The 11,880-nt window shown below is 46.4% G+C and carries 8 protein-coding genes and 1 pseudogene; 4 read left to right on the forward strand and 5 right to left on the reverse strand.

The features are described 5' to 3' along the window. Window positions 1-64: 64 nt before the first annotated feature. On the forward strand, window positions 65-892 hold the full coding sequence (locus KU855_RS01490) for a DNA ligase (protein WP_218528572.1): 828 nt from the start codon (window positions 65-67) through the stop codon (window positions 890-892). Window positions 893-924: 32 nt separating this feature from the next. Here the strand turns inward: KU855_RS01490 and ylqF are convergent, their stop codons facing one another. Beyond that, window positions 925-1,869 (reverse strand): ribosome biogenesis GTPase YlqF, encoded by a 945-nt coding sequence (ylqF, locus tag KU855_RS01495; protein WP_218528573.1) that lies wholly within the window; start codon window positions 1,867-1,869, stop codon window positions 925-927. A 64-nt stretch (window positions 1,870-1,933) separates the two neighbouring features. Further along, on the reverse strand, window positions 1,934-2,776 hold the full coding sequence (locus tag KU855_RS01500) for a 2OG-Fe(II) oxygenase family protein (protein WP_218528574.1): 843 nt from the start codon (window positions 2,774-2,776) through the stop codon (window positions 1,934-1,936). A gap of 103 nt (window positions 2,777-2,879) precedes the next feature. Here KU855_RS01500 and KU855_RS01505 point away from each other — a divergent pair. Further along, a pseudogene (locus KU855_RS01505) lies at window positions 2,880-3,774 on the forward strand (bifunctional methionine sulfoxide reductase B/A protein). Between the two features lie 64 nt (window positions 3,775-3,838). On the opposite strand, the gene KU855_RS01510 reads toward KU855_RS01505, so the two are convergent. Both KU855_RS01510 and rne read right to left on the reverse strand, forming a co-directional pair. After that, a complete protein-coding gene (locus tag KU855_RS01510; protein WP_218528575.1) occupies window positions 3,839-5,395 on the reverse strand; it encodes a SulP family inorganic anion transporter in 1,557 nt (518 codons plus the stop codon). Between the two features lie 129 nt (window positions 5,396-5,524). Beyond that, window positions 5,525-8,788 carry a ribonuclease E gene (gene rne, locus KU855_RS01515; protein ID WP_218528576.1) on the reverse strand — a complete coding sequence of 1,088 codons (3,264 nt, stop codon included), beginning with the start codon at window positions 8,786-8,788 and terminating at the stop codon, window positions 5,525-5,527. Between the two features lie 576 nt (window positions 8,789-9,364). On the opposite strand from rne, the gene rluC reads away from it, so the two are divergent. Together rluC and KU855_RS01525 are read left to right on the forward strand one after the other, a co-directional pair. Then, window positions 9,365-10,324, forward strand: a complete 960-nt coding sequence (gene rluC / locus KU855_RS01520) for a 23S rRNA pseudouridine(955/2504/2580) synthase RluC (protein WP_218528577.1) — start codon at window positions 9,365-9,367, stop codon at window positions 10,322-10,324. A gap of 7 nt (window positions 10,325-10,331) precedes the next feature. Continuing rightward, window positions 10,332-10,982, forward strand: a complete 651-nt coding sequence (locus KU855_RS01525) for an HAD-IIIA family hydrolase (RefSeq protein ID WP_218528578.1) — start codon at window positions 10,332-10,334, stop codon at window positions 10,980-10,982. 58 nt (window positions 10,983-11,040) lie between these two features. Here KU855_RS01525 and KU855_RS01530 read toward each other — a convergent pair whose 3' ends face one another. Continuing rightward, window positions 11,041-11,640, reverse strand: a complete 600-nt coding sequence (locus KU855_RS01530; RefSeq protein ID WP_218528579.1) for a nucleoside triphosphate pyrophosphatase — start codon at window positions 11,638-11,640, stop codon at window positions 11,041-11,043. Window positions 11,641-11,880 lie beyond the last annotated feature (240 nt).

Genomic DNA, 11,880 nt, shown 5'->3' on the forward strand with positions numbered 1-11,880 from the left:
TATATCAGTTAGTATTTTTCACGTTAAGCAAGTTTAAACAATACTTAACTGTGAGGAGTACATCATGAAAAATCTAATCAAGCTAGTGCTGGTTCTTTGTTGCTTTTGTGCGAATACAGAACCTATGTCTCAATTGCAGTTAGCAGGTTCTGCCTATAAAAACGTGGATATCCGGCTGTACCTTGTGAGCGAAAAACTCGATGGCGTCCGTGGCTATTGGGATGGTCAGCAGATGTGGTCAAAGCAGGGCCATATGATTAATCTGCCCGCGGAATTCACGGCGGGCTTTCCTAATATTGTATTAGATGGTGAGCTCTGGGCTGGCCGAGGCCAGTTTGAACAGGTGTTATCCATTGTGTTGAGTCAACAACCTAGCATGGAGCAACTGACACACTTAAGGTATATGGTGTTTGATACCCCGGCACTCCAAGTTCCCTTTTCAGAGCGTTACCACTGGGCCCAGCAATACTTGGTGGGTTTAACCCCGAACTTACAGTTGGTTGAACAAGTTAGACTGGACTCTCACGCCGAGTTACAACAACATCTGTCAGCGGTGATGGCCAAGGGCGGCGAGGGGTTAATGTTGCATCTAGCCAGTGCATTATATTCTCCAGGCAATAGGGACGTCTTGATTAAGGTGAAGCCATATATGGATGCTGAAGCTACCGTCATAGGCTATGTTGCTGGCAAAGGGGCATTCACTGGAAAAATGGGGTCAATTAAAGTGCGAACTCCTGAAGGACTTGAGTTTGCCATTGGCACTGGATTTAGTTTAGATGAACGCGTAAATCCGCCGCCAATAGGATCAATTATTACTTACCGTTATCAAGGGGTTACAGCAAAGGGTGTTCCTAGGTTTGCCAGTTTTATCCGCATGAAATCAAGCATATGAGTTCAGGGCCTGCCATGCAGGCCCTGATAGGATTAATCGTTGTGTCTGACACCCGAGCGTTTGCGCTTTTCAGCTTCCAATTGCTCTTGGCGAAGCGCTTCTTTTTCTGCCAGCATACGCTCAACTTCTGCTTGCTCGGCAATGGCCATCGCAGGGGTTTCTAAGGTCAATAAGCCAATTTTACCGCTGCGATATTCATGCAGTAATAGCTCGGAGACCTTATGCAGATCAATGTAACCACCAGGACGTCTGGCACCACGGTTAATACCGATAGCTTCAAGTAACGGTAATTCCTCTAAATCTAGGTCCTTAAGCTTATATCTAAGCTGTAACTCCGCCGGATAGGCATCACGTAGATAGCCTACGGCAAACATGGCAACGTCTTCATATTCCATGGCCGTGTCTTTAATCGCACCGGTAATTGCAAGACGATAACTCGACGCAACATTATCTACTTTTGGCCATAAGATCCCTGGGGTGTCGTTGAGGACGATACCGTTGCGCAAATTAATGCGTTGTTGGGATTTGGTCACCGCGGGTTCATTGCCAGTTTTAGCAATAACACGCCCAGCTAATGTGTTGATAATAGTAGATTTACCGACATTTGGTATGCCCATAATCATGGTGCGAATATCTTTTTCGGTATCAGCACGATGCGGCACTAACTTACGACATAACTCAGGGATAATGCGCTTTATTTGAGCCGGTTGTAAGGTGGTGACGGCCATCGCCTTTACCCCTTGCTCTTGCTCCAAATGGCTGATCCATTGCTCTGTAATGGCAGGATCAGCTAAATCGCTCTTATTGAGTAATTTTATACAAGGTCTGTCGCCACGAAGTTGTTTAACTAGCGGGTTTTCACTGCTGAAGGGAATTCTAGCATCAAGAACTTCGATCACTAAATCGACGGTAGGCATGGCTTCGGCAATTTCTTTGCGTGCCTTGTGCATATGTCCAGGGAACCATTGGATCGCCATAAGCGCTAAATATCCTGAATTGAAAAATAATCGCGCTATTTTACCTTGTTATTGATCAAATTGCTCAATCAATCTGTTTGGCGAGCACACCGAGATCATGTAATCGTTCGTTGAGCATTTGTGAGGCGGTGGCTCGAGACGATAACACTTGATTTGGCGCTGGGTGAAAGAAAAATGGCATTTCTATATTGGCACTCGACCCGCGCGGGAGGGTGACTTGATTAATTCGATGAAATAACGCCGGATATAAGCCTTGGCTCATTTCACTTAACATTTCTCCGACGGCAACTAACACTGTGTTAGGAAAATACGGTATACGTTGCCAGTGATCATTGACACGATACTCGATGGTGTTGATCGAAGTTAATGGGGTGATCGTAAGTAAATTTATATCGTGATGCGGCGCGCAAGGATAGGCCCCAAATTCTTGAGCAACATCGGGCTTAGGATAGTTAACTATGCGTAAAAGATGTTGTTTATGTGGCTTAGTTAAACTCAATTTGGCTAATGGATGATTCGTGTGTAGTGTAGGATCATTCACCAGCATGGTCATCAGTTGTGAAGTGAACGATAGCGCTTGCTCAAAATATGCTTGGCTGCTCTGTTGTAGCTGCGCTGGCGTTTTAGCCCCTGGATGATAATGAAAAAACTCTTTGATGTCTTTGACGCAATGTTCTTTAGCTGTCTCAGAAATTTCCAGCGGATAAAAGCCAAGCTGATCTTGGGGATGGTAGAGATATTGATATTTATTATCATCATTAAAAAACTGTCGCCACTGACGATACAGGCTCTCAATTAAATCAAAATCTAATGATGTTTGATGTAATAGTACCAGTCCATCTTGTTGTAAGCTTTGGCACAGGTGTTGTGCACAATCCTTTGCGCGAAAATCTAAATTTATTAACATACTGCTCTCCATGTCACGCTCAGTGTAAACTGGGGATTTGGATGATGCAAGACGTATAAAATGAACATTCAAGGTTTAACACTATGAAATTGGAGAAGTTCTCATGGCTAAATTAACAGAGTTTGAACGTTTTGTGATCGAGCAGAAGGGAACAGAAGCTCCATTTTCAGGAGAATATGATAAGCATACAGCGCCAGGCGAGTACCTATGTCGTAAGTGTGAACAGCCGCTGTATTTGTCCCAACATAAGTTTCAAGCTCACTGTGGTTGGCCAGCATTTGATGACGAAATCGCTGGGGCGGTATCGCGTCACCCTGATGCCGATGGCCGCCGAGTTGAAATTGTTTGTAGTCATTGCCAAGGGCATCTAGGTCATGTCTTTGAAGGAGAGTATCTAACGGAACGCAATCTGCGCCATTGCGTGAATTCTGCGTCATTACTATTTAGAGGAAATGATAAAGATGAATGAGCAACGTCAAATAGCCACATTGGGTGGCGGTTGTTTTTGGTGTATTGAAGCTATATTTTTAGCCATTAATGGCGTCGACAGTGTCACTTCTGGCTACAGTGGCGGTGAGGCTAAAGACGCCGATTACCGGCAGGTATGTACTGGCAAGACTCATCATGCAGAAGTGATCCAAATAGCGTTTAATCCCGAGATCATAAGCTTTCATGATTTGCTGGAGGTCTTTTTTGCCGCTCACGATCCAACGACGTTAAACCGGCAAGGCAATGATATTGGACCTCAGTACCGCTCTGTGATTTTTTATCACAGTGAGCAACAACGGCTAGAAGCAATGGCGATGATTACTGTGCTGAACGAACGCGAGAATTTGGGGGTCGTTACCGAAGTGTCAGCCTTCACTGAGTTTTTCAAGGCAGAAACCTATCATCACAATTATTTTGAACAAAATAGCCAGCAAGGTTATTGCCAATTCGTCATCCGACCAAAGCTGACCAAAGTGTTGCAGCAGTTTAATGAGCGCTTGAAAGTGTGAAAAACCTGGCGCACCGCGAGTTATCATAGTGCGCCAGTTGTTGAACGATTCACGCTGGCGCAGGTTAATCGAGTTTATCGTCACCGATGCGGTAGTGCGGATCTTCAATCATATTGACTTCAACCAAACTGCCGGCTTTTTTCAGTAATAACACGCAGTCAGGACTTAAGTGACGCAAGTGCAAGGTCTTACCGGCATTGACATAGCGTTCTGCTAATGTGTCAATGGCGTCAAGCGCTGAATGGTCGGCGACGCGGGAATTTTCAAAATCAACAATCACATCTTTAGGATCATTTTTAGCATCGAATAGATCTAAAAAATGGGCCACTGAACCGAAAAATAACGGGCCGTTAAGTCGGTAGACTTTACAGTCATCCTGTTCTTTACCGATAACCACATTGATGTGTTTGGCGTGTTCCCAAGCAAACACCAGGGCCGAGACGATGACGCCAACAAACACGGCAAAGGCAAGATCGGTAAACACAGTCACTGTGGTCACTAACACAATGACAAACGCATCATGCTTAGGCACTTTGCGCATCACTTTAAAGCTGGCCCACTCAAACGTGCCCAACACCACAATAAACATGACGCCGACTAGCGCTGCCAGTGGGATCATTTCAATGTATTTGGCGGTAAACAAAATAAAGGCCAGCAAGGCCAAGGCGGCCGTAATACCTGATAAGCGCCCGCGTCCACCGGAATTGATATTAATCATCGACTGGCCAATCATGGCGCAGCCACCCATCGCTCCGAATACGCCACAGGTCATATTGCCAATCCCTTGGCCAATACATTCTTTATTTCCTTTGCCGCGCGTAGAGGTCATTTCATCGATAACCGTTAAGGTCAGCAATGACTCAATCAGGCCAACAGCGGCGAGAATACATGAATAAGGCAAAATAACTTTTAATGTCTCTAAGTTCCAAGGGACAGCTGGAATAGCAAAGCTGGGTAAAGAACCTGCCATGGTGGCACTGTCGTCACCAGTCATGGATTTTAAGAAGTCGAGCACATTGCGGGTGTCTAAATTAAAATACAGCACGATGCCGGTGACCGTCAGAATGGCAACCAAGGATGAGGGTACTGCGGTGGTCAATTTAGGTAAGAAATGGATAATAGCCATGGTTAATGCCACTAAGCCGAGCATAATATATAAAGGTTCACCCGTTAACCAGACCTCATCACCTAAGGCATTAATCAACTTAAACTGATCTAATTGGGCGAGAAAAATCACAATTGCTAAGCCATTAACAAAACCAATCATGACCGGATAGGGTACGATTCGAATGAATTTTCCGAGCTTAAAAACGCCCGCCAGGATTTGAATAAGACCTGCAAGCAACACGGCTGCAAATAGGTATTGCACCCCGTGGGAAGAGACTAAGGCAACCATAACCACAGCCATAGCCCCGGTAGCACCTGAAATCATGCCTGGTCGACCACCAATAAGCGCTGTGACCAGTCCCATAATAAACGCGGCATAGAGTCCCACCATGGGCTCAACCCCAGCGACAAATGCAAAGGCAATGGCTTCTGGTACTAATGCTAGGGCGACCGTGAGTCCAGACAGGACGTCAGCTCTAACACTGCTAGAGTGGTGTCTGATGATATCGAACATTGAACCTCTGTTGTTTTTATGTTGGTGAATGTGGCGGGGTATGTTAGCAAAACATCCCACCAATCCAAAGGTTTATCAAAGTAAAAAGCCATGCAATGCATGGCTTTTGAGTGTCAACATCAGTGGTAATTATGGACGGGCCATGTCAGATGTTGCGCTATTCGCTTGTCGAGGTGATTTAACCTCTTCTTCGCCTTGATGGCTCGGATATTCGCGACCTTTAGGTGCATCGACTTGCGCTCTCATTTCAACCTGAGGTTTAGTCGTCGTTGACATTACCATCGAACCGAAGCGACTAGTCACGGGAGATTTTTCAACCACCGGCGTATGCTCAGGTGCGGCTGCTGCACTCTCTGGCGTCGATTCTACAATCGCTTTATCCAGTTTAGTTGGCTTGATTGCCGCGGGCTTAGCCATCGGCGCCTGAGCCACTACTTTTGACGAACCAGCCGCGGCATTCACTGGTGCCACATCGGCAATCTCAACCGTCGCGACTGGCGTTGTTATGCTAGCCACTGTTTCAGTAACTACTGCCTCAGTGACCACTGGCGGGATAGATTCCTGTGCGGTTGGAGCGCTCACGGCTTGATTGTCAGCACTCTTGGTGGCGACCTCAGACTCAGCCACTGTCGCTACAACTTCAACCTCAGCAACTGCCGCGGCAGGTTTGGCTGGGGATGTTGCTTGCGCTTGACTGCTTGATGTCGACGCTGTTGAAGACGTCGCCACCGGCTTGGTGTCAGCCGCCACTGGTGCTACTACTGGCGCAACTTCAATGACTTCTTCGACTAAATCGACAACCACAGGTTGTGGCGCGGCCGTTTCTGTCGCTGCAGGGGCATTGGTTTGTTGGGCATGAGCAGCCGCAAGAATTTCAGCCTGGTTTTGTTCTTCCACAGTTAAGAAATTAGCTTTCTCATGGGTTTCTTCAAAACCGCTATCTTGCTCATCACGACGACGACGTTGACCAGCTGCACGTAAATGACGCGGGCTACGACGATTACGGCGTTGACCTTCTTTGGCTTTATCTTCACAAGCATCACTAGTGACTTCAACGGCTTCGGTGACAATTTCAGTGGCTGTTGACGCGTCAGCTGCCACTGATGGCAAGCTATCGGTAACAGTATTGTCAACAGTGTCTTGGCTTGGCGCAACTATCGTTTGGGCCTCATCAGTAACCTGTTGCTCTGGCGTGTTCAGTGCTTGTGGCTCTTCAGTCACGGCTTTTTCAACCGGCTTTTGACGACGAGGCTTAGCGGCTTTTGGCGCTTTAACCGTTTCAGTTGCTGGCGCTTCAGTGGCTAACGCCGCTTGGGTATCAGCTTCAGCCTGTACGCCAGTATCGACTCTTACCTTACGGCGCATGTTACGACGTTGACGACGTTCACGTGCCGCTTCTTGCTTGGGAGCGTCAGCGGTAGTGGCATTGTCTTTAGTCTTAATCTCTTGCTTAGATTCAGTATTTTTTGCTGTATCTTGCTTGTTGCGCTTGTTGTCACGATTGCGATTAGGTACATCGGCGCTATTGGTGTTGTCGTTGCGCTTATTGCGACGAGTCTCTTTAGCGTCAGATGATTTAGTGCCTTCGTTGGCCGAGGTATTGGTGCGACGCGTATCGTTACGACGGCGACGGTTATCTCGATTTTGTGGGCGCGTTTCTGATTTTGTTTCGGGCTTAGACTGCGTCGTGGCTTCACTGCTAAACAATGAACCAATCGCAGACATTAAGCGGCTGAATAAGCCAGGTTGCTCTACTTTAGTCGGTTTAGTTTCCGCTTTGGCAGCCACAGGTGGAGTGTTCGATGGTGAAGAAAAACCACTTAACGCTGGCTGAGAGGGCGCTGCACGTTCAAGTTTACGCGGCTCATATAAATTAGCCTCGGGTTTTTCTGTGCGCTTATAACTGACTTCTTGGCTTTCATCATCCTTACGATGACGGACCACTTTGTACTCAGGAGTCATCATATGAGCATCAGGGATGACATAGACTTCGACACCATGACGATCTTCAGTAATGCGAATGGCTTTGCGTTTTTCATTCAGCAGGAACGCAGCGACATCCACAGGAACAATAGCTTCGATTTGCGAGGTATTATCTTTAATGGCTTCTTCTTCCATTAATCGCAAAATTGAAAGTGCTAAAGACTCGGTGCCACGAATAGTGCCTTGGCCATGACAGCGAGGGCATAAGTGTGCGGCAGATTCTTCCAACGATGGGCGTAAACGCTGACGACTCATTTCCATTAAGCCAAAGCGAGAAATACGACCTAATTGTACGCGAGCACGATCATGAGCCACTGCATCACGCATGCGGTTTTCAACATCGCGTTGATGACGCACAGGGGTCATATCGATAAAGTCGATGACCACCAAACCACCCAGATCGCGTAAACGTAATTGGCGCGCAATTTCGTCAGCCGCTTCAAGGTTAGTGTTTAAGGCTGTCTCTTCAATATCACCGCCTTTAGTAGAACGGGCAGAGTTAATATCGATAGAGGTTAATGCTTCAGTAGGATCAATGACAATGGAGCCGCCCGATGGCAGGCGCACTTCGCGTTGAAACGCTGACTCAATTTGAGATTCAATTTGATAATGGGTAAATAGTGGCACTTCAGACTTGTAAAGTTTCACTTTTTCGACGAAATCGGGACGAACCAGTCCGATATGCATCTTGGCATCTTCGAAAACTTTAGGGTGATCGATTAAGATTTCGCCCACGTCGCGACGTAAATAGTCACGGATGGCACGAACGATCACATTACTTTCTTGATGAATTAAGAACGGTGCTGGACGACTATCGGCGGCTTCACGAATCGCAGCCCAGTGGTGTTGCAGGACGTTGAGATCCCACTTTAATTCAGCCGCTTCTTTACCGACACCTGCAGTACGAACAATCAAGCCCATGCCATTAGGTACATCAAGTTCAGCAATGGCCGCTTTCAGTTCAGTACGCTCGTCACCTTCGATTCGACGAGAAATACCGCCTGCACGTGGATTATTCGGCATTAAGACTAAATATGAGCCCGCAAGACTGATAAAGGTGGTCAGTGCCGCCCCTTTATTGCCGCGTTCTTCTTTATCAATCTGAACAATGACTTCCTGACCTTCCTGAACAACTTCACGAATATTAGGACGACCTTGGAAGGTATAACCTTTAGGGAAATACTCGCGACCAATTTCTTTTAACGGCAAAAAACCATGACGCTCAGCACCATAGTCAACAAAGGCAGCTTCTAAAGAGGGCTCTACGCGGGTGATTTTACCCTTATAGATGTTAGACTTCTTTTGTTCATGACCTGGGCTTTCAATATCCAGATCGTACAGTTGTTGCCCATCCACGAGGGCAACGCGCAACTCTTCTGATTGAGTTGCATTGATTAACATACGTTTCATGATGACGTGTTTCTTCTTGTTTCGCGTCACCAAACATCGCGTTCACTGCATTACGGGCCTATTGCTGATGAGCAGCCTCGCGGCTGGATAATAGGCGTTGGGTGTGCATCACTGTCCGACGCATCGCTGCGTGTCACACCAATTTATGGCTTATTTTTTAGTGTTTCAAAAACAAGGAACCGGTAGGTATACCAACTCCATAAATGTTTGTTTCATCCGTTAATGCCGAGTTCGAAAGCGTGGTCTGATGACTTGGTTATCGTATAGTCGAATTCGGTTGCAGCAAGTGCTAGGAGGCATCAATGAGACATTGATAACTAAACTTGTTTAGCCGTAATTATAGGTATTATCGAATTCTTACCCAAACTAAGACTTGCAAATCATTCATTTGCGACTAAGTAAAGTGCCGTTTTAGCTAGCTTATCTGCCCTGATATTGGGTATTTAGCGTTAATATTTCGCCATGAGAACCAATAACTGTATGAATATAGCAACAATCAAAAAAATCAGCAATGAAAAGCCGCAATAACTTACGTCTTGTTGTACAATACGGGTCGTTTTGATTAAGTGACATGATATGACAAATAGCACAGTACAGCACCAGGTTGAGCTGGTTGACATCAATGAAGATAATCTTGACCAACGAATCGATAATTTTTTAGTAACTCGCTTAAAGGGTGTTCCTAAAAGTATGATTTATCGCATCATTCGTAAGGGTGAGGTTAGGGTAAATAAAAAACGCATCAAGCCTGAGTATAAATTACAAATCGGTGATTGTGTCCGTATCCCTCCTGTGCGGGTATCGCAAAATGACACACTTAATGCGCCGTCACCAAAATTAACTCGAGTTGCGCAATTAGCTGAGCGTATCTTATTCGAAGATAATCATGTATTGGCATTGAACAAACCTGCAGGTATCGCAGTTCATGGTGGCAGTGGTGTCGATTATGGCGTGATTGAAGCACTGAGGGCTTTGTACCCCGACCAGAAATTTTTAGAGTTAGTGCATCGGTTAGATAAAGACACCTCTGGGGTATTGTTAGTCGCCAAGAAGCGCAGCGCGTTAAAGCATATGCATGATCAATTGCGCACCAAAAAAATGCAAAAAGATTACTTAGCATTAGTGCGAGGCGATTGGCAGACGAGTGATAAAGTTGTAAAAGCACCGCTATTAAAGCTGACCTTAAAATCCGGTGAACGCATTGTGCGGGTAAATCCTGAAGGTAAAGTGTCAGAGACACGATTTAAGATAATGCAACGTTATGACGGCGCGACATTAGTCCAAGCCAGTCCAGTGACTGGCCGCACGCATCAAATTCGTGTGCATTGCCAATACACAGGTCATCCTATCGCATGTGATGATAAATACAGTGAGCAAAAGTTCGATGACAGCATGCGGGTCCATGGCTTAAATCGATTGTTCCTGCATGCCGCTCAGTTACAGTTTATTCACCCTGACACTGAAGAGGTGACTGTGGTTAAGGCGCCTTTAGATCCATTATTAGAGACGGTACTGGCCAAACTTAAAAAGAAATAGGGATAGTATGCAACGGCAATTTGATCTGATTGTATTTGACTGGGATGGCACTCTGATGGACTCCATTGGTAAGATCATTGCTTGTGTTGAGAAGCTTGCCGAACACATATCTGTGCCGGTACCGGAGGATGAGGCTATCCGTGCCATTATAGGCTTATCCTTATCAGAGGCATTAGCCACCTTGTTTCCAGAGGTTGATATGCCGCCGTCAATGATGACGCAAGTGTATCAGCATCAGTTCAAGCATGTGGAACTGATGCCGACGCCACTCTTTACTGGCGTCGAATCCCTATTACAACAGTTAACCGCCCAAGGTTATACTTTGGCGGTGGCCACGGGGAAATCCCGAGCCGGGCTGGATGCATGTTTTGAACGCACTGCGCTGAGTCATTATTTTGCGGCGAGTCGTTGCAGTGATGAATGCGCAGGTAAGCCACACCCGCAAATGCTGCAAGAGTTACTTGCGCAATTGGCGGTCGCTCCGGAGCGAGCCGTGATGGTGGGTGACTCTCGTTTAGATATCCAAATGGGTAATAAAGCCGGCATGGCCACCATTGCGGTCACTTATGGGGCTCAAACTCCCGCATTGCTTGCCTTAGAGCAACCCACGGCGATGGTGGATAGTATTGCGCAGTTAGGGCAATGGTTGTTGCAATAAACGTTGGCTCACTGGCACGCTTGGTGCCAGTACCTTGAATGCTGACATAAGCCCAGGGTTAATCCAGTAAATGGGCCCCTAAGACATCAATACCTACCTGAGCAAACATATCACACAGTCCTATTAGGGGCAGTCCAATCAAGCTGTTGGGATCGCGACCACACAGGGATTCGAATAAGCTGATGCCTAAGCCTTCGCATTTAAAACTGCCTGCGCAATATAAGGGTTGTTCCTTCTCGATATAATGAGCAATTTGTGCGGCCGTTAACTGGCGAAAATTGACCGTAAAGGGTTCACAAATTACTTGGTGATTGCCTGTCACCGAATCAAACAAAGCAAGTCCAGTATAAAAGGTCACGGCTTGACCGCTCGCGGCCGCTAACTGTTGCTGCGCTTTGGCTATGGTGAGCGGTTTTCCAATGATGTGACCATCAATGACCGCCACCTGATCAGAACCGATAATCCATTCTGGAGTGTGAGTGAGGCGACAGGCTTTGGCTTTTTCGAGAGCTAAGCGCTTGACTAATTGCTCTGCTGATTCGTCCAAACGCGGACTTTCATCAATATTTGGTGAGCGGCAACTGAAATCTAAACACAGTTTTTCGAGGCATTGGCGCCGATAGATAGATGTCGAGGCGAGAACGATGGGGTTATGCATAATGACAGACAATGATTAATTGAATGTAGATATTGTCCATTTAAGGTGCTGCCAGTGCAATAGCTGATATACTTTTGAGCATAGTGTGTTAACCGTTGCGATATTCCTAAGCTTTTTATGGTTCAGTGCTTGTGCCAAGGTCTGTGCTTGGGTAGAATTTCGCGTCCGTCAATTTCTTGGTGGGTGTTGGTCAGTCTTGATGAGGGCATGTCTCTCATATTGATAAATTTCCTTTGACTC

This window comes from Shewanella sp. NIFS-20-20, from assembly GCF_019209865.1.
Classification (GTDB): domain Bacteria; phylum Pseudomonadota; class Gammaproteobacteria; order Enterobacterales; family Shewanellaceae; genus Shewanella.

Bases quoted from the DNA above. Each gene is read 5' to 3' on its own strand.
- KU855_RS01500 (WP_218528574.1), bottom strand. From the start codon at position 2,776: ATGTTAATAAATTTAGATTTTCGCGCAAAGGATTGTGCACAACACCTG.
- KU855_RS01525 (WP_218528578.1), top strand. From the start codon at position 10,332: ATGCAACGGCAATTTGATCTGATTGTATTTGACTGGGATGGCACTCTG.
- rluC (WP_218528577.1), top strand. From the start codon at position 9,365: ATGACAAATAGCACAGTACAGCACCAGGTTGAGCTGGTTGACATCAAT.
- KU855_RS01510 (WP_218528575.1), bottom strand. From the start codon at position 5,395: ATGTTCGATATCATCAGACACCACTCTAGCAGTGTTAGAGCTGACGTC.
- rne (WP_218528576.1), bottom strand. From the start codon at position 8,788: ATGAAACGTATGTTAATCAATGCAACTCAATCAGAAGAGTTGCGCGTT.
- KU855_RS01490 (WP_218528572.1), top strand. From the start codon at position 65: ATGAAAAATCTAATCAAGCTAGTGCTGGTTCTTTGTTGCTTTTGTGCG.
- KU855_RS01530 (WP_218528579.1), bottom strand. From the start codon at position 11,640: ATGCATAACCCCATCGTTCTCGCCTCGACATCTATCTATCGGCGCCAA.
- ylqF (WP_218528573.1), bottom strand. From the start codon at position 1,869: ATGGCGATCCAATGGTTCCCTGGACATATGCACAAGGCACGCAAAGAA.